Genomic DNA, 18768 nt, shown 5'->3' with positions numbered 1-18768 from the left:
GCTAAGCGGTCTGTCTGGGCGCATCCCGGCCCCTGCGAAGGTAGTAATTGTCGAATTCCGCCTCCTCCACCAGGTCGAAGCCATGGCGTGCGTAGAGGCGGTTGGAATCACTGGCGCGAAGAGCGCCGACGCGAACTGCATGTCCGCCTTCGTCTGCTTCCGAGACGACCGCCTGCAGCACCCTGGAGCCGATGCCGCGGTTCTGGTGCGACGGCCTGACGTACAGGTGATCGAGCAACAGCGTCTCCCCCTGCGGCCGGACGACGAAGAAGCCGACCCTCTGGCCGTCCAGCAGGATCGCGCGGGTGTGCTCGGGCGAGAAATTTTCCAGGAAACGGCTGCGCGCCCGCACGGGGTCGAAGCGGCCGATGCGTTCCAGACTCTCGCGCATTGCTTCGACCCGCAGGGACGCCAGTTCCTGCGCATCGCAGGCAAGCACTGGGGCGAATGCGAGGGCGAGTGGGTCCATTGCCTGCACTCCTTTCGCTCAGAGCAGCGCGCCGGCGAAGACGCAGATCAACCCCAGGACCACCGAGATCGAAGCCACCCACATGGCCGAGCGTGGCGTTCGGGCGCAGAGCATGAGCGGCAGCAGGCCGAAGAACAGCATGGCCAAGCCGAAGCTCTGCGCGCGCCCCTCCTCGAGCGGACCGGCGTAACCCAAGCGGGTCCAGCGCTCTCCCACATGACCAGTGACCAACGCCAGCGCAGCCAGGCCCGAAAAGACGCCAGTGATGAGAATGGCCAGCAGCCGCACGTAGAGCGGCGCAGGAAGCCGGAGAGGTTGCCTACTTGCGTCGCTCGCTATCGTCGGCGTGGTCACGCTGCACCCACTTCTTGTCCAAACATGATTCGATGCCCATCGACCGTGCGCAGCCCGAACTCGCGCATCCCCCATGGCTCGGTGTTCAACGCCTTCACCACTTGCGCTCCGGCCGCCGACGCTCGCGCATACAGAGCGTCGAGATCGTCCACGACCAGATAGGCAGGACGAAGCTTGTGCGCAGGATCGTCATCCGTGCCGTCCGGCGTTGGACGCCACCTTCGCCGGCAACGTCAGGGTGAAATCGAGCGCCCGCTGCAGCCAGGCGGACAGCGCTTCCGGTCCCTGGACATCTGCGTCAGGAATCACGACGTATCCAGTCATGGCGCGGCCGGGCGTGGGCGCAAACTGCGCTGCCTTGCCCGCCGCGACTGCCTCCGCGGCGCCATTCTTGCCGAGCCGCACCACGACCGAATCCCGAAACAGGCTGCACACCATATTCCCCTGGACGAAGGCGGCAGGGTACCCGAACATCGGCTTGCGAACCAGGCCCGGGTGGGCTGGCAACGCGGCGGAGAAGCGTTCGATGAGCTCGGGCGGTGACTTCTTCAAGGTTGGCATGGCATCATGATCGGCAATGCGGATTGGCATGTCAGAGCGCATGCAAGATTGCGGCGGCAGCCGAAACAAGCGCCACCAGCAGGCCACCCACCAGCGCTGCCAACACATGGCTGCGACGCCTGGGCAGCATGTCCGTGCGCAGCACCGCCCAGTCGGAACACGTCGGGCATACCTTCACAGTCACGTTTGTGGCCGGCCTGTACGAAAGCAGCAAGCTCTCGATCTCGCCCGAGGTACGCGCGCGGAACAGCGAGGACGAAACAGAAAACAGGCTCCCGGTGCGCGCCCCTGCATCCCCCTCGTATTCGTAGCGCACCTGTGGCCGGTATTCGGTGTCGGTCGCCTCGTCGGGCACAAACACGCTTTCCACCGACGCCGAGAGGATTCGGCCCCGACGCTCATTCCAGTTCGAGGCGACGCCGCACCTGCGCAGCAGTGCGAGAGCGTAGGACACCAGGGCAAGTCCTGCGCCGAAGCCGGCCAGCCAGATCAGCGTTCCCGATATCAGCGCAACAGCAGCCGCCGCAGCCGCAGCGCAAACAAGCACGCCTGCCAGAAAGCGCCTTTCTCCCGGGAATGCTGCGATTTCCACAGTGCGCCCTTCACTGCTTCACTTGCGGGGCAGCGCCATCGCGGCCCCGAAGCCGTCGCCAGATGGATGCCATCGCAATGGCAAAGAGAATGCAGAACGCAGACAACAGCCACAGGATCGGTGCGACAGATGCGAGGACTCGGCTCTGTGTCAGCAATGCGCCGATCACGCCAAGCGACAAGAGGAAAAGCGCGAACAGCAGATAGATGCCGGGCGTGAGACCCGTGAGCCGCTGCGCCTTGACCGTGAGGGCTGCGTGGGTTGCCAACTGCCCGGCCAGTGCGTCCGCCCGGACTCGGCAAGCTTGCGAGCATGTGACCGCGGTCTCGGTCGGGCGCACGCAGGACATGCAAATTGCGCGACCGCACATCCTGCAGACCGCAACAGCCTCGAGCCCCGCATGATTGAAGCAGTGCATCCTGAATGCGCCTTAACGTTGGAGCGCGCCGATCAAAGCCGCTACCGTTTGCGTCACCACGCCGGGGCCGCCGACACCGATGACAGCGTAGCCGGCGGCCATCACGCGGCCCAGGGCGTGAGAGGGAAGCAGCCACGGGCGAAACCCGCGGGTTGCACGAGCGTCCGTGAAGGCGCGAGGCGATACATGCTTGCCACGATACCCCAGGACGCCGGGAGAAACAAAATGGGCGGTGCGAAGAATCGCCCGTGGCGGGCTGGCGGAGCCAGTCGCATCCGTTGGCGCGAAGCGGGACCGGAAGCGCAGTGCGCGCCACCCGCCCGTTGGCGCAGGCACTGCGTCTGCAACTCATCAATACGGCTCGGTCCAGTGCGGGTTCGCGTCGCGGCAGCCCATTGCGCGCAACTCTATCGATGTCGTGGACCGTGCACTAAGGCCGCGAGGCCCTGGAACGGCCCCAGACTGACGTGGTCACGCAACAACGCGGAAACCCCGGGAATGCATCGCTTCCTAGCCGCATTCGGCGAGGCTGTATAGAGTGGGAGCATCTGCAGTTTGAGGATCACCATGGACTTCTTCAATTCTCTTTCGATGGACTTGAAGTTGCTGGTCATCGGCATCGCCGGCTGCGCGCTGCTGGCACTTTTCAGCGGAAATCCCAAGACCGAAAAGAGATACCTGCTGGTCCTCGCCGTGCTCGCTGCCGCAGGAATCTATCGTTTCAACCACACGCTGGCCCATGAGCAGGAAGAGATCAGCGCCGCCCGCAGCGCTGCGTCCCGAGTTGTTGCGACACCGCCGCCGAAGCGCGCCCCGCTCGCTTCCACCTTCGCGAATTAGCGATTGCCCCCGCAGTGGGGCGGCTACTCCGGGACGACTTCAAAATCCACGCTGTACCTGCGCTGGCCGTCGACGTACCGCTCGAGGCGACGCTTTTCCTAAGGGTCGCCCTGATCAAACCAGAAGTGATCGACAATCCGCCCGTCGCTTGAACTGAACCTTCGGTCTGCCGCGTCGACGGACCTGTCAGGCATCGATCCTGGGTGCATCGAACAGCGCCGTAGAGCCGGCAAAGAAAGGGCTTGACGTCCAGCCTGATCTCCTCAGCCTTGAACTTGGCACGAAGCAACCGGTGCAGAAGGAGATCTTCCGCCCCAAACCACGCGGTGACGCGCCCGCCACCAGGGTGGGCGCCCGAGACCGCGACGCAATCGACACCGGAAACGCGCCGTCGGGACCGGAACCTGATCTTGCGCATGTCAAGAAGGGTGAACCCACCGATCTGCGGGAACAGCAATGCAGCGATTGTGTGCGCCGTACCGCTGGAGATTCCAGTCGCTCCGGCAACCGCCATCATCAGCGATTCCGATTTTTCGAGCTCCTCGCCGCCGTCATAGAACCTGGAATAGAAGTACGGAGCGTTCCCATCCGTGCCGATCACGTGTCGAGCGACCCGGTGAGATAGCTTTCTGAACGGATGGGGCGACGCGAAGGCGAAGCGAAACAGATCAGGCGCACGATAGGCAGTTTCGAAATGACAGACTCGGGGCCGCCGAAGCCCCAACGAACGCGCCAGGCCCGTGTCTGAGTACCCCGGAAGGCTAAGGTAGCGCGCTTGGACGGCGCGCAAGAACTCACGTGCATTTGCGTAAGACGGCATCACCGACAGCACTTGGCGTTACCCGCGACGATACTTTGCATCTACAGTGAACCACTCGAGCGGAGAGCCTCGAGTTGTAGAGCGATCTTCTGTTCCAGCTCCTGAGCCGGATCATCAGCGGCCCCCTATCCGCTGTAGGGATCGTTTCCTCGAATAAGGCACGAAGGCCCCTGTCAGAGCGCATGCTGTGCATTGAATGAAATATCAATCGTCAATCCAGGAAACGCGGCGCGCCATCGATCAACTTGCGCAAGTACCTCGTCCACATCGATCTCAGGCGCCTCAATCGGCAAGGCGAAGCTCACGCATGTTCCCGTGGCTCCCGCTGCCGGTTCGGAGCTTACCGGGCCTTGTGCCATGCCCCATACGAAGGTTTGAGCAGATCGGCAGCCATTTCGGCGCGATTCAATCCGTAGCATGGGCGAGGACATCGCGATGATCGCCAGCCCGATGCCGTGCAGGGCCACGTCGCTTCGCCGCCCGCCGAGTTGTTCAAGCAGCCCCACGACGTAGCCGTCGCGATCGAGCCCCATTCCGCGTCCGTTGTCTCGAACGGTACAAGACCGCGGCTGCAGGGTCACCTGGACGTGCGTCGCCGCCCCGTCCTGATGCTCATGGACCGAGTAGGCGATCAGGGCCCGTGCGAGAACGGCGGAGGTGTTCATGAGCTCTTACGTCGGGGCGCACCCGGCGCCAAGAGAGGCGCGTGGCAGTTGCGAAGCGACTCTGGGCGTGCGCGTTGCAGGACTTGTCATGCGGTTCTCGCAGCCAGGGAACCTCCCGAATAGTCTTCGTCGTCCGTGACCTCGCGGCGAACGAACGCGGGGACGACGTAGCACTGCGCATCGTTCACCGAGTCAAACTCTACTTCAAACATCGCAAATCGGAAAGCGGGATAGAAATCCAGCGCGCCACCGCAGTAGGAGTAGCGGCGCTTGCGCAGGACCCGACCGGGAAGAGCCGCTAGGGACTCGTACTCACGCGGCGACAGGTAGAGGTTTGTGATGGCTTCCGCCAGTCCTTCGCCGCGGCCGTACTTCTTGCAGAATTTGAGTTCGACCTCCCCGCTCTGGGCGGTCACTTTGCGAAGCCGAAGCCGGGTACCGCGAACGTACAGGTCTTCAATGTCCCGATACGCAAGCCCTTCAAGCGAACCAACAGACGACAAATCCGCGATCCACCGCCGCTCGATCTCGACCAGAGAGTACTTCGGCGCGAAAGACTGTGCGTCACTCTGCTGCACGGAAGGACGGCAACGGGCGCCGGCCGGAATTCGTCGCGCAGCGGTGACGCCTGCGGGCTTGCCTGTGTCTGGTTTGTTGTGCGGCACTGGAGCCCCTTTCGCTACTTGCAAAGACCTTTGGCGGCAGCATAGGCGAGCAGCGGCAAATCCAGCAATCCGCCGATCCGCACCGGCATGCGGCGAAGCGCGTCCGGTCGAGCGCAGTCCGGAATCGATGCATCGCCCACCGAGTCGCGCAACCTTTCCCCTGGCGTCAGGTCTGCCTGTGACTCACCGATCCTGGCTCTTGACCTCTCAGCCAACGACGGCTCATATGATCGCGCAAAATCACGAAGCGCTCTGTCATCCGGCCAAAGAGTGACCGGGCCACGCCTGCTGTCCGGCATCTGCGCAACGGCAACGGTGGGAGGCTCGGATTGGACTTCCTGTGCTACGCCCTTCGACGCATGTTTGGCTCCCACACTACTTGACCCGAAGCCGCGCCCCCTACGCAGGACGTCGCGCTTCGGCACGTCAGGCTCAACCCTCAAAAGAGAGACCGAGATCCCCGGCGTTTGGCGAATGGAGCCTCCCGTTCGGGGCAACCAGTCGGTCAAGCGCATCAGGTAGATCAGGCCAAGATGCGCCAAAAGAACTGCTCCAGCGAGCAAGAGGCGCTCACGCAGACCGTGCTGCATACCGTCAGACGTAAGCGGCGATCGAAGACCGGCGTGGCGCAGGTGGGCGACACCCTTGAGCGTCCGCACCGACGGGCCTGTCAGGCCACGGAAAGCTGCTTCGCAACGACCCGGTTTCCATACGCCTTCCCCTCGAACATGTAGTCGGTTGCTCCAACGTCAGCGTAGCCACTTCGGGCGTAGAACGCCAGCGCGCGCACGTTCTCCTCCCACACGGTCAACCATATGGCAGGAGAATGAGCGGATGAAGCGATCTTCTCTGCTTCCCTCAGGAGAGCACTACCCACGCCTGCTCGTTGCGCCTGCGGCTGGACGTACAACCGAACCAACTCGAAACCACGCGGGGCCGCGCCCGGAGCCTTGCGCGATTCGCACTGAACTTCGGCAAAACCCAGGAGAGCATCCTGTGCCTCTGCTAGAACGAACCGGCAGCCGGACATTGAAAGGCGTTCCACAAACGCTTGCTCCGAGTATTCGCGGAACGCCTCCCGCGCCAAATCTGGCCGGACCCCAGCGGTCGCGTAAGTGTCGAGGAACACCTGCACCGAGAGCGCGGCAACCGTCAGCGCATCGCTTCTCCTACCAAGACGAAGGCTGACGGGTTCCATGTGCATTCCCCATTGAGCGGTCTAGCGTGAAGTTGGCCGGCGACCGGACAAGCCAGACGCAGACCGGCGTCCATGTCGATCGACAATTCGGCCTTCAAAGAGTGGTGGCACATCCACGCGGGACAAGGCTCCAACCATGCTGCGCATTCCTCCTCGTTGCTTCGTCATCTGTTCACCGCGCAAGGCACCATGCTCGCCTTCTGAAAGACACCGGGCGCGAGGAAGTAGAGAAATTCCTTGCTGGTCCGAAGCGTTTCCTTCGTCCGTGGCAGGTGATGCATGGGATCGCCTTCAATGTCGAGGCCGCGGATCCACCAATACCCCATGACATCTTGGTCCTCGGGGGCATCGTGCACCTCGGGACCCTTGGTCGCACCCGACATGAATAGACCATGCGTGACCTCGATGCCGTCCCTTTCCTTGCCGCCGATGGCCTCCTTGATCAAGCGCAGTTGCCTCGGGGAGGAAGGCGCCCAGATCAGCCGCAGCTGGTATGGGCCGTCACTGCCCATGGCCGAGTACAGGGTGCCGCCATCCTGGCTTACCTCCATCGCTTCTTGCCGCGTCCCAACGCGGTCAAGCATCGGGCCTTCAGACTGGTAGCAGCCGACCCAAGGGCTCGGCTTGAACGTCTGGACCGTCGTGTCCGCGCCGCCCTGCCCTGCGCAAGGCTGTTCCTGGTAGCTCGCCTGGCCCTCCTTCACGCACTTGTGGACCTCGGCGCTCGCGTCGGCGGCGAACATTACCGTCAACGCGATGCATGCTGCGATGGCCGGTGTCGTCCACTTGCTCTCCGACGGGCGAAAGCGCGCGGTCCACGAAAGGAGCGGACGACTTTGGGCGTCCGTGTCGATGGGCATTGCCAGGAAGTTCTGCCAAGTATGCGTACGTCCGATTGCCGTGTTAAGGCGCCAGCTAGTGAACTGCCCGCGGCGGCCAGGGCCTCGGCACGGCGACACAAGGTGGCGAACCGAATGCCGCCGGGTCATATCCATCTGCCGTAGCGGGTCGGCTCGATTGCCGGCTCAGGCCACACGTTCAAGGGCTGCGACCGGGTAGATTTGCACTGAGCCCGGATGAGCCTCGGATTCCACCGCATAACCCTCTGGAGTCAGGGTTGTGCTGTACCAGCCGACCACGCAGCCTTGCCACGCGGCGCCGGACTTTTTTCTTACTCGATCCCCGAGTCCGAACGTCGTCGGTTCTGGTTGCTTGAGTTGGCGCCCGTCTTGAGGACCAACGACTTTGCTGTTCTGTCCCATATCGGCCTTTGCTTCACGCTGATTCGGAGTAGAAACCGGCGTGCGTTCGAAGTCAACGCCATTGACCTGAGAGACGCCCCTTATCGACTGCATAGACAGACCGCGGACCTGTTCGGCGAGAGCTTGATCACTGTTCAGCCCACTTTGCAAGCGCCTCGAGCTCGTTGTAGATTGGTACGCGCTGTGTGACGTCCAATCCGCCAGCGTCGATGACGGTGATGGCTTGCATACACGCTTCCTCCCGAGAACCACGGGTGATCCAGGACTGCGCCGAAGCTTCACCGTCCCGTCGGATCGCGGCCGCGTACTCAGCCAAGACAGAGTCGCGCTTTGCCGTCCCACCGGACGCAAGCGCCGCGTCAAGACGTTTGACCATGTACTTTCGTGCTGCAATCCAGTACCTGGCGTTCCTGCTCTGCCAGATAGCGGCGTAGTCCTGGGGCGACTCCGGGCGGCCGACGACCACCAGGCACTCACTCGCGATGCGACCAACCAGGAAGTTCGCAGTGCCCATGTATGCGGCCGCTGCATCCCGCGATTCCGACTGCATGGCGCCCTCCTGCGCACGTGCGGAAAACGTTGCGAGCGTTGCGGCGGCGCTCAAGGCAAGAATAACGATCCGGCTCATTCAAGACCTAACGAAACCAACGCCGAAGAAGAAGAGCGCCGAGAACAGCACAACTCCCCAAAGAAACCGCCGTTCGAACTCAAAGACGAGAAAGAGCGCGGCCGCGAAACCCAGGAGCAGCCCGAAGACCGTGGCGATCACGCCGTCGGCGATTCGATCCCGGAGTGACAGCGAAGTCATCTGTGCCCTCTAGCTTAAAGGTAACCCGGGGAAAGGCGCCGCGGAGCGGACGATGAACCGTCGGGTGTCCGTGTTGGCCGACATGTCAAGCACCTGCCGCGCGCCGGTAGTGCAAGGCGACCGCGCCGCTGCGCAGCGGCCTCGCTGAGATCAAGTCGAGCCGTCGCGTGCTGGGCAGCCCGCCCTCGTACAGGGTCGGGCCGTGGCCGGCGATCCTCGGGTGGACGAGCAACTTGTACTCGTCGATCAGACCCAGCCGGTCCAGCTCCGTCGCGAGTTTGCCGCTCCCGAGGAGCACGCCGTTCGGTGTCGCGTCCTTGAGCTTCTGTACACCCGTGCGCAGGTCACCGGCGATGTGGTGGCTGTTGGTCCAGGCGTAGTCCTTTCGCGTTGAAGACACCACGTACTTCGGCTTGGCCTCGAGCTTCACCGCCCACTGGCGCATCGCCGGCGGTGCCTCCCCGTCGCCGCGGGCGACCCCTGGCCAGTAGCTCTCCATCATTTCGTAGGTGACGCGGCCCCACAGCATCGCCCCGCCCTCGTCCATGAGGCGGGTGAAGAAGGCGTGTGTTTCCTCGTCGGCGATGCCCTCCTGGTGGTCGACGCAACCGTCCAGGGTCACGTTGATACTGAATGTCAAGAGTCCCATGGCGCCTCCGTTCGTTGACGAACCCGTTGGACGGAACGTTTACGTCAGCTCGCATTTCCCGCCGACGGAATCTCGGAACCACCGAGCTGACGGCGCGGCAAGGCCGCGGGACGACCTTGGGCGTCCGCGTTGACGGACCAGTTATTCAGCAACTTCAGCCTCCTTCGCAAGCAACAATTGGACGAGCCCGGCGGGGTAAAGCGGCAATTGGGGGCCAAACGAGCCAAGCCCCCGCCACACGGCCTGAAAAGGCTGGCCGTCACTTTCCACGACTGAAACGAAGGCACGCCCGTACAACGAACGGTCAGCCAATTCGCCGTCATAGACCTGGACGATTTCGTGACCTGGCGCCCCGAGGTAGGTGAAGATGTTCTCCAGCGTTCCAATCAGGCGAACATTCGCGACTTCAGCGCCGAGCTCCTCACGCACTTCGCGCGCGACGGCCTCGGCACCTGTTTCTCCGAACTCGATGCCCCCATCCGAAGGACGACAGAAGCTCGACCCCTCAACCGGATCGTGTCCCTCATTCACCAGGATTCTCCCGTTGTCTAGGAAGACGCAAATGGCGACGGCACGGATCTTCTGTGCGGGCATGTGCGGATTATGTGTTGCCAGTTTACGTTGGAAATTGCCGGCGGCGAAGCCGCGGTTCTATGTTGCGTGTCCGCGTCGTTAGACCGCATTCGGGACATCGCAATTTTTCAGATCTGGGCAAATCGAACCAAATGGACTGCGGCAAGCCCCCACGCCAGGGCTGAAGCAATTCTGGCTGAGTTGCTTTTTGATCGATCGAGTCTTGGCTGGGCGACCCACCCAACTGCGCAACCAACGGCGGCACTGGCAACGGCCGCCGCCCAATACATCGGGATGCTGCGACTCCGCCGAGCAGAAATGACACACGCAAAGAATGCGCTCAAGTAGGCGCTGGCGGACAAAGCTACGGCAAAGAGTACGACGATGCCCATGGGCTCTAACGTTGGAGTTGGCCGGCGGCCCGGAGGCGCGGGCGCGAAGCGCACGGAGGCATTCGGGCATCCGTGTCGAACGACCTGTTAGACCGCATGTGCATCGCCTTTCCCTGCGCCCTGGAGAACTCGATGGATAAAAGGAGCTTGGCATCCGTGTAGCCATCGCGATCGTGACGGAATCTTGCCGCTAATGCAACCTTGAGGTCCCGATACTCCGCTCGGAGAGCTTCGTCGGCGCGCAGAGCATCTCGGAACGCCAATCTCTCGTTCCAGAGACGACTTCCCCTCGGAACCAAATGAAGATGATGCGTGCGCATCGACGGCGACGGCTTGCAGAACCAGTGCATTGCTTCGGCGCGGTAGGGGAAATAGACATAGCCGGCGCCCGCTGCGGCAGCGATAGCGCCCCGGGAGTCCTCGAGGGAAAGGACCTGGGCCATGATGTCAATGATGGGTTTGGCCGCAAGACCCGGAACGGCAGTGCTTCCAATGTGCTCAGGGCCGCCAACAAGCCACGGGGCGAGAGCGACACCGAGGACATCTCGTTCAAGTTGGAACGCCTCGACCCACCTCGGGTTGTACTCGGCGATCTCGATCGGCGCGTCATCCAAAGCAGCCGCCCGGTGCGGTTTAGCGTTGGAGATGATCAGCACGCAGTGGCATTGCGTCGCGAGACGTATGCTCCCACGCACGGCTTGCCGCGCAATGCCGCTGCGTGTCCGCGTCGAACGACCTGTTAGCTTTCATGGCTCTCTCCTGAACACAAGTCCATTCGGCGTGCCTTTCGGCGACCTCGACATGGCCAACCAGCGCCGAAGGAAAGGCGCAGCGTAGCTGCGAAACAACTCCGGGCGTCCGCGTTGACGGATCTGTCATGCATCGAGCGCTCCGGTCGCCTGGGTGGCCGGCGCCCACTTCACAAACCCGCGAACATTCATCAAAAAGAACCCGAGGTTAGCCAAGACCATGGCGTAACTGTGTGCCCAGACACCGATCGCGGTCCAACAGAGGTTGCCAGCCATCATGATGAGGAAGCCGTATCGGCTCTTGTTGCCGAGGAGATAGATCGCGGTGAAGGTCAGCACCATCGCCAGCCAATCAAGTCCGAGGTAGTCAGTCATCAATTGCCTCCAGCATCCGATCGCCGCTCCCGGCTGTGACACGCTCGCATCTCGCCGCGTGGAGTCGGACGCAACCGGCCGCCAGGGTAAGGCACGGTGCAGGTGCGGGCCGACCCTGGGCGTCCGCGTTGACGGACCTGTTAGCGGGCACTGCAGCGAGCATGTTCGACGACCTCCCCACGCGTGACATCGAAGACCCCTACGCAGCCGCAGCCAAGCTCAACCGAGCACTCGTGCCGGCCAAGTCAACCGCCAGATGGCGCTGGTTCGCAGAACCGGCGAGGCGGGCAATCTGGCGCAGCGCGCCAAACTCCACGCCGCGCTGTGCTGTGCTGTCCTGCGCTGTAGCCGAAGCTAGAGGCCACGAACACGGCACGCGAGGAGCAGCAGGCCGAGGCCGACAATCCAGGACCACGATGCAAACGGCTCCGGAATCTTCGCAATTCCAAAGTGAGCCGCGAGCGCTATTAAGAAGAGCACAAGCGAAATGACCCACACGGCCATCGTTGGAGCCTTACCGGAGTTGCGCATTTCACTTCCTTTGGTTAGTCGATGTGCCGCCATAGAACGCGGCCAGTAGAACATGGATTTACCGGAGCTGCGCCTGCCGCGCGGGCGTCCGTGTTGAGGGACTTGTTAGACCGCAGCACTAACTTGCTCCAGCGTGGCGTGGGCATTGGTGCCACTACCAGCCACAATGACTTCGACGAGGATAGATGCCCCATTCTCGGTTGGCACTAAACTCTCCACGAGAGCGAACAAACCCGTGTCGTTCTGCTTGAAGTAGCCCACGCGCGGCGGTTGCCAGCCAGTTGCAATGAGCCGACTGGCCCCAGCTTCGGCGAGGCTGGACGCGAGTTCCTCGCGGATGGCGTCGGCGGGGTGCCGATCGTATGCAAGCGCGTACCCGAAGCGCGTCGCAAGAGTGTCGATGTCACCGGCGCACAGAAGCATCCTGGCCTCGTCGCCAAGTTTCGCCAAGGAGACGGCGTCTAGTTCTTGCGCGGACAGTTGCATCTGCGGCCTAACGTTCGAGCCAACCCCGCGAGCGGAGGCAGGTCCTGTAAGGCCTAGCGAGTCGGGGGTTGAGCGACTGGTTAGGCCTCACTGCGCATGCCAGTCGAATGCGGACTCACCCAGGTTGAAGACACCAACACCGAACTGGCTCTGAGGAAGGCGGATAAGCAGGACGCCCAGAGGCGAGATGCAGACACTGTGACCCGTCTCGACGCTGCGCTCCGGGTTGTTGAGTGCATTTGGCCAGTTGGATTGCACCACGTACGCTCCAGTAACTGCAGCAATGCGCTGCGCCTGTACGACGTGTTCCGGCGGGTCCGTGACTGGCTTGTCCGGGTCAGGGCTCATGAGGCCAGGCCACAGTACAAGCCGGACAGCGCTCTCGCGCAATTGCTCTACGACCGGACCGTGATCTTCGACTTCTCGGCAGATGACGGCCGAGGTAACGAAGCCTCGAAGAGGGGCTGCAGGCCTGGAGGTTCCTGGTTGAAAGAACGTTGCCTCAGGCGCAGTGAGTCCGTTCTTGTGAACCTCCGCTACTACTTCGCCGAGCTCGTCAACCAGGATGTGGCTGTTGTACTTGGCGTCGTCCGGGCCGAATGTCGGTGCACCGAAGGCAACTGCCAAACGCAACTCCGACGCCGCGTCAGTGATCTGGCGTATCGCTGGCGCCACGAGGTCGGCCTTCGCCAGTTCAACGATCTTGCGGTGGAAGCCCGTGACGGCCAGTTCGGAGAAGGCGCACAGCGTCGCCCCGGCCGAGCGCGCCAGCCGCATAGCCGAAAGCATTGCCGCGAGGTTTTCTTCAATCGTCCAGTGCATCGGAATCTGCGCGATGGCGATGCGGAGGCTGGACCGAGGGAGTGACATGGGGTGTGGAATGTGAAGCCTAACGCGAAGGTGACCGGCGACCGAGGAAAGGTGTGCGCGCAGCACGCGGACGCCCTCGGGCGTCCGTGTCGACCGACAAGTTAGACAACAGAGCGCACCCGCCCCAAGCTACCGCTTCCAAGACGCCCTCCATTCCGGATCGCGCGAGAGGTGGCGCACATGCAGGACGGCTGCGACCAAGGCGAGGGCTCCAATTAGAAGGTAAGCCCAACCTGGCACGGCCATGGAACTCGCTCGAAACACTGCGATGAGCAGTATGCAACCCGCGAGGGACACCTCCGACCAGCGGCGTTTGCTCGCGGCCAAAAGGACCCACAGGGCTGAACAAAGTAGCGCGAGAAAGACACTTGCCTGAAGAAGCATGATTCAAACCTCCACCGTCTAACGTCGGACTTGACCGGCGCACAAGGCAGGTGCGACCGAAGGGAGCCGACTCCCTTTTGCGTCCGTGTTGAAGGACTGGTTAGGCGTCATAGTAAGGTCCATCGCCACGCACCGCAGCAAATTCAGTCTGAGCTACCTCGACAAGAACGAGCGGCCCAAGGGCATTCTCAAGGAACGCGATAGCCTCGCGCTCTTCACTTCGCCCCCACTCAGGCCTTATCTCCACATACGATCCATCGTTGTCGACGGCCCTGTAGATACGTCGGCCCGCCTGCCCATAGACAACGACCTTCTTCGTGGTTGAAAGGTTGACTTTCAGTTCAGCGCCAACTCGTGGACTGATATTGAGAGAGCCATTGAAACGAGAGACTAGCGGCCGACCTAACTGACCGTACCGTCGGCGTTCGCGCACACTTTGAACCAACGACCCGGCGGCAATGGCGGCCGGAATAAACGCCTCACCGGGAAGTCTCTTCCCCCTAGAGAAAAACGCAACGATTCCTGCTGCGACAAGAAGTGCAATGAGCACACACGCATGCGTCCAAGGCGGAACCTGAGATAGCCACACGCCCTCGTCTGTCCGTACGATCCGGTTGGGAAAGATGGCCATTGCCCGATGACGCCTAACGTCGGACGTAACCGGCGACCAAGGAACGGCGCGGCGCAGCTGCGAAACGACTTTGGGCGTCCGTGTTGACGGACCTGTTAAGTCTCATAGTTGGCCTTCAGCCTCTCGACTTCCCCATTCGCAATTGAGCGGTGGTACTCCGACGGTTCATTCTTAGCAAAGTCAGCCAACAGTGCGATTGCCTCGGCCACCATAGCAGTATCCGCAAGATCGTATGCCGCAATCATCGCGTCGCCAAGACGCTTGTTCGCCGCGCGGACTTCCTCGGGCGCGTCCTCATATGGGACCTCCAGTTCCGGTCGGAGCTTGTACAGAGCGCCCTGAATCTCATAGACCGACGCCAACGCCTCTCCGATACGCCGAATGTGCGCGTTCGTGGAAGGAAGGGGGGCATCCCTAATCAGAGACGCAGCGCCATCGAGCAATCCCGCGATCAGGCGAAGGCGCTTGTTAAGCTCGGCGAGTGCGTCCATGAGACTTAACGTCGGACGTAACCGGCGACCACGAGAGAGGTGCGCCGAAGGCGCGGACACCCGTGGGCGTCCGCGTTGACCGACCCGTTATCGGAAGCCGCCCTGGCCAACGCCAAACCAACCCCGACTGCCGACCGGCACCTTGCCGCTGCGATGCCGGCAAGTGTGCGGCAGTGTTGAAGGCTGACCGGAGCGCTACCAGGCTGAACTGCTGCCCACCCGAACGCTCGGGAAGACCCCCCAGAAAAGTGGAGCGGTTTGAGCGCGTGCGCACTGGAGTCCACCCACGCGGAACAACTCGGCTGCCAAAGCAGGCCAACGCAACCATGCGCGCCAGAAGACCGCCCGAGCGCCGCGCACGCAGCGCCGTCCGCAAACCGGCCGTGGCGCGGGGCGTTCCGGCGCGACAGTGCCCGAGCTGCCCGACGGGCAACGTGCGCGAGCGCCACGGCGTTTTCCCTCATGCCTTTGACCGATAACGTCGGACGTAACCGGCGACCACGAGAGAGGTGCGCCGAAGGCGCGGACACCCGTGGGCGTCCGCGTTGACCGACCTGTTAGGCGGCATAGCGGCCAGCGAAGAATGCGACGGCTGCAGCGGTGGCCAGTAACATAGCGGCGACGGTGGGGATCACAGGAGTTCTCGCGCCCGGAGACTGCTGACGCAGCCAGACAACGACGTAAAGAATGGGCGCGGTGACTACCAGCACTACCGTGAGAGCGGCCCAGACCGCCCAGGGCTGCCCTCGGCCGATGGGGAGCAAGAGCCACAGAACGGCGCAACCGGAACTGAGCAAGCCAGCACCAGCAACCCTAAGCATCCCGAGGATGATGATTTGCAGGCGGGGTTCGAGCGCTGACCAAGGCTGGCCCAGAACCTGCGCGTGATATGACATGAACTCGCGCGTGACGAGATACCGGACTCCGAACGCGACAGCAAGCAGGCCCGCGAGCGCGAATGCAGAGAGACTCACTATTTGCACGATGACTCCTTTGCCGTCTAACGTGAAGATGACCGGCGACCGCGGTACGGTGCGACCGAAGGGAGCGGACACCCGTGGGTGTCCGTGTGGACGGACATGTTAAGCATCAGGCCTCCCGGCAGGTGCCCACTTGGCGACGAGACTGAGAAACACGCAGGCGGCTCCAACCGCGATAGAAACGCCAATGATTGCCTTGAGCCACGGCGACGGAAAATACAGATACGCGGTGAAACTCGTGACCGCGCCCGCGAGGCCAATCACAGAGCCACGCAGCAGCCTTAGCTGTACGGGTGTGGCTGAGGCCTCGAAATCAGGATTTGCAGACGAAAAGCGGGAGCCGATGAAGCCGGCAAAGAAGGCGATGCACGCGCCCATCGCTGCACCCACCCAAGAGAACGCAGTTGCGCCAGGCTCGGCCAGCGAGGGCAACTTCGCCGCGAAGAGCGCACAGACCACGGCGATCGCGGCGGTTTGTAGGAGGGCAGTACGTCGCATTGCTGATGCTTAACGTTGGAGGTAACCGGCGACCATGGAACGGCGCGGCGCAGCTGCGGAACCACTTTGGTCGTCCGCGTTGACGGACCTGTTAGGCGTCACCGCCCCGATGTCCTCTCGACTACTTCCGGCCATAGCGACGTTTCCTTTGCTCGTGCGCCTCCATGTCACCGCGAAAGAGGCCTTTCTTCCCCGTGCTACCGTATGCACCCCACCAAATACACGCCACGGCCATCACCAGCGCCATAACGCTTCCCACCAAGGTGGCACCACTTTTGTGTGCCCACGCAGAATGTCCCCCAAAGGCTGCCGTCGCTGCGAAGAGAGTTGCACCGGCAAAGCAGATCGTTCTCCGAAGGATCAGCCAGACCTTTGCGATCGTGCGTTCCGTCCTGGTAGGAGCAAGGCTCTTCCTACGCGATGCAAAGTACCAGCTAAGCAGGATGAGCGGAAAGCTCCATGCCGTTACCGTTGCCGCTTCGCGAAGGCTCCCACTCATCGCGAGGCCGAGTCCGAAGAAGATGCAAGTCAGAGCAGGCAACCACAGCCACATGTGACGCCTAACTTTCGGGCTGAGCCGCGTGCGGAGGCAGACGGCCCTGGCCGCGCGGAGCGTGATGGACCACAGCGTAGCGCGGCCAGGGCTGGCTGCTGTAGCGCGTCGCCTCGAGCGAGGGGTTAGGCGCCTGTCGACTGGAAGAACAAGTTGATGGCATGTGGAGTGGCGTAGCCAAGCAGGCACGCTGCCGAAGCGAGCACGACAGAGAAGGGGCTGAGTCTCTCCTTGGACAAGATGCCAAAGACGGGTGCTAGGAGCGGCGGGCCAAGAAGCATGCAAAGGACCGCAAACGTTCGGCCGAAGGCGAGTTCCGCCAGGTAGCCCCACAGGCCGCCAATGGCGGCTACCGTCAGGAACGCGAGTGCGCTCGGCAGGCGCGGCCTGCGACCAGGCGTGACGGGTGGAGACGGTGCCTGCTTGGATGCGGCTGCGGCCTGCCATACGCCACCAACCGACGCGCCAACGAAGCCAAGGAGGAACCATGCGCCGGCTGGCACCGGATAAACCGCATTCGCTGCAGCAACAAGAGCAAGTGCAAGGCCACAGCCCAGTGCGATGCGCCACACGGCGCCAATGTTGAGCAGGAGTTCCAGCAGGTCCAACATGAGGCGCCTAACGTCGGACGTAGCCGGCGACCAAGGAACGGCGCGGCGCAGCCGCGGAACGACTTTGGGCGTCCGCGTTGACGGACCTGTTAGGCCCCGAGCTCGATCGCACAGACTTCTCCCACGTTCAATGTGCCGCTGAACCAATCCTTACCGCCCGTGCGGTCGAGTGCTTCGACCTGCGAGAAGCTGCTGAAAGTCATGCGGCAACGGTCAGGTCGAAAGGAGTGCCAGCTAAAGCGACAGGATATGAATTCGCGCCCACTTTCAAACGACGCCACGATTGGTGGGTCAGATTTCCAATAAAGCGCCAGCCTGGCGTCCGCTTGCTTGCGCTCCAAAACCACTGGTCCAAGAGGGTTCTCTCGGAGGTCGTCTTCATAGGCTGCACGCTCGGCCGCATATTGCGGTGAGTCCGTTCGCCGGGCCTCGGACGGCGGCGTGGCTGTCGCCGCTTCAACAAACTTTACCGTCACGCGATCGCCTTTTACGAGATCGATCATCTCGACCCACGAGAGGTGACAGCTGACATCGTTCCCCAAGTCCTCCATGCCGCTCACGTCCAACGTACCACCACTTTCATGAATGGATAGGCTAATTCCGGCGGAGAGCAGGACCGCGGCTTCCGATCCGGCGACCGCCAAGCTCTGGCCATTCAGCTCGATCTGTAGCGCGCGCATTCTTGAGGCCTAACGTTTGACATGAGCGGCGGTTGGAGGCGGGCGCAGCCCGCTGGAAACCGTCCGCTCGATGGAAGGGTTAGGCCACTTCACGCTTAAGCCTTCGCAGCATGAAGAAGCCCACGCTCGCGAGCATAGGCGACGAGCCTTTCGACAACCGCGGTCTTGTACTTGTAGTCTCCGGCTTTGGATTGCCAGCGATAGCGCTTTCCGTCGACGATGAACGTGAGCCTGTGCCGCTTTACCCCGAACAGCATGTTCAAACCAAAGATCAAGGCGAGTGCCACTGCACCAAGACGAATGCTCGTTCCCGCCTCGACGCTACCGAAGATGAATGCGCTGAGAAGCAACAGTACGAGCAGACCACCGAGAACCATTGGAACGACAGCGAGCCTCTGTTCGTATTGGATCGACGAGCACTGCGATGCCGGCAGCGATATCAACTCGAACGGCTTGAGCGACAGCTCCTTGCGTTTGATGTAGAGAATTGCGTGCGTGGATAGGCTGGCCACTTGTCCCGCATTCCGACCGTAGTCCTCGGGTAAAACAAGTGTGGCAATTCGCCGTTCTTCCTCGATGTCCTGTGAGGCTTCCATGATGTGGCCTAACGTCGGACGTAACCGGCGCACAAGGAACGGCGCGGCGCAGCTGCGGGACGACTTT

General features: G+C 62.3%; 26 protein-coding genes. 1 reads left to right on the top strand and 25 read right to left on the bottom strand.

Annotation, left to right across the window (positions count from 1 at the left end):
- Position 1: 1 nt before the first annotated feature.
- The 6 genes from ACFPOE_RS13675 to ACFPOE_RS13650 are packed head-to-tail and all read right to left on the bottom strand — an operon-like array spanning position 2 to position 2316.
- Complete coding sequence (locus tag ACFPOE_RS13675) at positions 2-469, bottom strand: GNAT family N-acetyltransferase (protein WP_376850681.1); 468 nt, start codon at positions 467-469, stop codon at positions 2-4.
- An 18-nt stretch (positions 470-487) separates the two neighbouring features.
- Entirely contained in the window at positions 488-823 is a 336-nt protein-coding gene (locus ACFPOE_RS13670) for a hypothetical protein (protein ID WP_376850680.1), read from the bottom strand.
- Complete coding sequence (locus ACFPOE_RS13665) at positions 820-975, bottom strand: VOC family protein (protein WP_376850679.1); 156 nt, start codon at positions 973-975, stop codon at positions 820-822. Before ACFPOE_RS13665 ends, ACFPOE_RS13670 begins: the two co-directional genes overlap by 4 nt.
- A gap of 37 nt (positions 976-1012) precedes the next feature.
- Positions 1013-1414 carry a TfoX/Sxy family protein gene (locus tag ACFPOE_RS13660; RefSeq protein ID WP_376850678.1) on the bottom strand — a complete coding sequence of 134 codons (402 nt, stop codon included), beginning with the start codon at positions 1412-1414 and terminating at the stop codon, positions 1013-1015.
- Position 1415: 1 nt separating this feature from the next.
- Positions 1416-1976: a DUF3592 domain-containing protein gene (locus tag ACFPOE_RS13655; protein ID WP_376850677.1), complete on the bottom strand. Its 561-nt coding sequence runs from the start codon at positions 1974-1976 to the stop codon at positions 1416-1418.
- A gap of 10 nt (positions 1977-1986) precedes the next feature.
- The gene (locus ACFPOE_RS13650) at positions 1987-2316 is read right to left on the bottom strand and encodes a hypothetical protein (protein WP_376850676.1); all 330 of its coding nucleotides are present in this window, start codon (positions 2314-2316) and stop codon (positions 1987-1989) included.
- Positions 2317-2961: 645 nt separating this feature from the next.
- On the opposite strand from ACFPOE_RS13650, the gene ACFPOE_RS13645 reads away from it, so the two are divergent.
- On the top strand, positions 2962-3234 hold the full coding sequence (locus ACFPOE_RS13645; protein ID WP_376850675.1) for a hypothetical protein: 273 nt from the start codon (positions 2962-2964) through the stop codon (positions 3232-3234).
- Between the two features lie 993 nt (positions 3235-4227).
- On the opposite strand, the gene ACFPOE_RS13640 is transcribed toward ACFPOE_RS13645, so the two are convergent.
- The 19 genes from ACFPOE_RS13640 to ACFPOE_RS13550 form a co-directional block, all read right to left on the bottom strand.
- A complete protein-coding gene (locus ACFPOE_RS13640) occupies positions 4228-4719 on the bottom strand; it encodes a DNA topoisomerase IV subunit B family protein (protein WP_376850674.1) in 492 nt (163 codons plus the stop codon).
- Positions 4720-4805: 86 nt separating this feature from the next.
- The gene (locus ACFPOE_RS13635) at positions 4806-5384 is read right to left on the bottom strand and encodes a CYTH domain-containing protein (RefSeq protein ID WP_376850673.1); all 579 of its coding nucleotides are present in this window, start codon (positions 5382-5384) and stop codon (positions 4806-4808) included.
- A gap of 670 nt (positions 5385-6054) precedes the next feature.
- Positions 6055-6582, bottom strand: coding sequence for a GNAT family N-acetyltransferase (locus ACFPOE_RS13630; RefSeq protein ID WP_376850672.1), 528 nt, complete (start codon positions 6580-6582; stop codon positions 6055-6057).
- Between the two features lie 164 nt (positions 6583-6746).
- Complete coding sequence (locus ACFPOE_RS13625; RefSeq protein WP_376850671.1) at positions 6747-7442, bottom strand: hypothetical protein; 696 nt, start codon at positions 7440-7442, stop codon at positions 6747-6749.
- Positions 7443-7607: 165 nt separating this feature from the next.
- The gene (gene dfrB, locus ACFPOE_RS13620; RefSeq protein ID WP_376851895.1) at positions 7608-7844 is read right to left on the bottom strand and encodes a trimethoprim-resistant dihydrofolate reductase DfrB; all 237 of its coding nucleotides are present in this window, start codon (positions 7842-7844) and stop codon (positions 7608-7610) included.
- A gap of 127 nt (positions 7845-7971) precedes the next feature.
- Positions 7972-8472, bottom strand: a complete 501-nt coding sequence (locus tag ACFPOE_RS13615; RefSeq protein ID WP_376850670.1) for a hypothetical protein — start codon at positions 8470-8472, stop codon at positions 7972-7974.
- Positions 8473-8652 (bottom strand): hypothetical protein, encoded by a 180-nt coding sequence (locus ACFPOE_RS13610; protein WP_376850669.1) that lies wholly within the window; start codon positions 8650-8652, stop codon positions 8473-8475.
- An 85-nt stretch (positions 8653-8737) separates the two neighbouring features.
- Entirely contained in the window at positions 8738-9301 is a 564-nt protein-coding gene (locus ACFPOE_RS13605) for a dihydrofolate reductase family protein (RefSeq protein ID WP_376850668.1), read from the bottom strand.
- Positions 9302-9442: 141 nt separating this feature from the next.
- On the bottom strand, positions 9443-9895 hold the full coding sequence (locus tag ACFPOE_RS13600) for an NUDIX hydrolase (protein ID WP_376850667.1): 453 nt from the start codon (positions 9893-9895) through the stop codon (positions 9443-9445).
- Positions 9896-10271: 376 nt separating this feature from the next.
- Positions 10272-10922: a GrpB family protein gene (locus ACFPOE_RS13595; protein ID WP_376850666.1), complete on the bottom strand. Its 651-nt coding sequence runs from the start codon at positions 10920-10922 to the stop codon at positions 10272-10274.
- Positions 10923-11141: 219 nt separating this feature from the next.
- A complete protein-coding gene (locus tag ACFPOE_RS13590; protein ID WP_376850665.1) occupies positions 11142-11390 on the bottom strand; it encodes a hypothetical protein in 249 nt (82 codons plus the stop codon).
- Positions 11391-12026: 636 nt separating this feature from the next.
- Complete coding sequence (locus ACFPOE_RS13585) at positions 12027-12407, bottom strand: hypothetical protein (protein ID WP_376850664.1); 381 nt, start codon at positions 12405-12407, stop codon at positions 12027-12029.
- An 87-nt stretch (positions 12408-12494) separates the two neighbouring features.
- A complete protein-coding gene (locus ACFPOE_RS13580) occupies positions 12495-13277 on the bottom strand; it encodes a carbon-nitrogen hydrolase family protein (protein ID WP_376850663.1) in 783 nt (260 codons plus the stop codon).
- A 484-nt stretch (positions 13278-13761) separates the two neighbouring features.
- Complete coding sequence (locus ACFPOE_RS13575; RefSeq protein ID WP_376850662.1) at positions 13762-14292, bottom strand: hypothetical protein; 531 nt, start codon at positions 14290-14292, stop codon at positions 13762-13764.
- A gap of 95 nt (positions 14293-14387) precedes the next feature.
- On the bottom strand, positions 14388-14783 hold the full coding sequence (locus ACFPOE_RS13570; RefSeq protein WP_376850661.1) for a hypothetical protein: 396 nt from the start codon (positions 14781-14783) through the stop codon (positions 14388-14390).
- Positions 14784-15865: 1082 nt separating this feature from the next.
- Positions 15866-16261, bottom strand: coding sequence for a hypothetical protein (locus tag ACFPOE_RS13565; RefSeq protein ID WP_376850660.1), 396 nt, complete (start codon positions 16259-16261; stop codon positions 15866-15868).
- Between the two features lie 678 nt (positions 16262-16939).
- The gene (locus tag ACFPOE_RS13560) at positions 16940-17425 is read right to left on the bottom strand and encodes a hypothetical protein (RefSeq protein ID WP_376850659.1); all 486 of its coding nucleotides are present in this window, start codon (positions 17423-17425) and stop codon (positions 16940-16942) included.
- 89 nt (positions 17426-17514) lie between these two features.
- Positions 17515-18105 carry a hypothetical protein gene (locus tag ACFPOE_RS13555; RefSeq protein ID WP_376850658.1) on the bottom strand — a complete coding sequence of 197 codons (591 nt, stop codon included), beginning with the start codon at positions 18103-18105 and terminating at the stop codon, positions 17515-17517.
- Positions 18106-18200: 95 nt separating this feature from the next.
- The coding region (locus tag ACFPOE_RS13550) for a hypothetical protein (protein WP_376850657.1) at positions 18201-18768 on the bottom strand (568 nt) is incomplete at its 5' end.

Source organism: Caenimonas terrae (assembly GCF_042655405.1).
In the GTDB taxonomy this organism is placed as follows: domain Bacteria; phylum Pseudomonadota; class Gammaproteobacteria; order Burkholderiales; family Burkholderiaceae_C; genus Ramlibacter; species Ramlibacter terrae_A.
The sequence above is the reverse complement of the archived record's forward strand: the minus strand, read 5'-3'. Positions and strand labels throughout refer to the sequence as shown.

Excerpts from the sequence above, each read along its gene's own strand:
- ACFPOE_RS13675 (WP_376850681.1), bottom strand. The coding sequence starts at position 469 with ATGGACCCACTCGCCCTCGCATTCGCCCCAGTGCTTGCCTGCGATGCG.
- ACFPOE_RS13660 (WP_376850678.1), bottom strand. The coding sequence starts at position 1,414 with ATGCCAATCCGCATTGCCGATCATGATGCCATGCCAACCTTGAAGAAG.
- ACFPOE_RS13645 (WP_376850675.1), top strand. The coding sequence starts at position 2,962 with ATGGACTTCTTCAATTCTCTTTCGATGGACTTGAAGTTGCTGGTCATC.
- ACFPOE_RS13640 (WP_376850674.1), bottom strand. The coding sequence starts at position 4,719 with ATGAACACCTCCGCCGTTCTCGCACGGGCCCTGATCGCCTACTCGGTC.
- ACFPOE_RS13630 (WP_376850672.1), bottom strand. The coding sequence starts at position 6,582 with ATGGAACCCGTCAGCCTTCGTCTTGGTAGGAGAAGCGATGCGCTGACG.
- ACFPOE_RS13625 (WP_376850671.1), bottom strand. The coding sequence starts at position 7,442 with ATGCCCATCGACACGGACGCCCAAAGTCGTCCGCTCCTTTCGTGGACC.
- dfrB (WP_376851895.1), bottom strand. The coding sequence starts at position 7,844 with ATGGGACAGAACAGCAAAGTCGTTGGTCCTCAAGACGGGCGCCAACTC.
- ACFPOE_RS13615 (WP_376850670.1), bottom strand. The coding sequence starts at position 8,472 with ATGAGCCGGATCGTTATTCTTGCCTTGAGCGCCGCCGCAACGCTCGCA.
- ACFPOE_RS13610 (WP_376850669.1), bottom strand. The coding sequence starts at position 8,652 with ATGACTTCGCTGTCACTCCGGGATCGAATCGCCGACGGCGTGATCGCC.
- ACFPOE_RS13605 (WP_376850668.1), bottom strand. The coding sequence starts at position 9,301 with ATGGGACTCTTGACATTCAGTATCAACGTGACCCTGGACGGTTGCGTC.
- ACFPOE_RS13600 (WP_376850667.1), bottom strand. The coding sequence starts at position 9,895 with ATGCCCGCACAGAAGATCCGTGCCGTCGCCATTTGCGTCTTCCTAGAC.
- ACFPOE_RS13590 (WP_376850665.1), bottom strand. The coding sequence starts at position 11,390 with ATGACTGACTACCTCGGACTTGATTGGCTGGCGATGGTGCTGACCTTC.
- ACFPOE_RS13585 (WP_376850664.1), bottom strand. The coding sequence starts at position 12,407 with ATGCAACTGTCCGCGCAAGAACTAGACGCCGTCTCCTTGGCGAAACTT.
- ACFPOE_RS13580 (WP_376850663.1), bottom strand. The coding sequence starts at position 13,277 with ATGTCACTCCCTCGGTCCAGCCTCCGCATCGCCATCGCGCAGATTCCG.
- ACFPOE_RS13575 (WP_376850662.1), bottom strand. The coding sequence starts at position 14,292 with ATGGCCATCTTTCCCAACCGGATCGTACGGACAGACGAGGGCGTGTGG.
- ACFPOE_RS13570 (WP_376850661.1), bottom strand. The coding sequence starts at position 14,783 with ATGGACGCACTCGCCGAGCTTAACAAGCGCCTTCGCCTGATCGCGGGA.
- ACFPOE_RS13565 (WP_376850660.1), bottom strand. The coding sequence starts at position 16,261 with ATGCGACGTACTGCCCTCCTACAAACCGCCGCGATCGCCGTGGTCTGT.
- ACFPOE_RS13560 (WP_376850659.1), bottom strand. The coding sequence starts at position 17,425 with ATGTTGGACCTGCTGGAACTCCTGCTCAACATTGGCGCCGTGTGGCGC.
- ACFPOE_RS13555 (WP_376850658.1), bottom strand. The coding sequence starts at position 18,105 with ATGCGCGCGCTACAGATCGAGCTGAATGGCCAGAGCTTGGCGGTCGCC.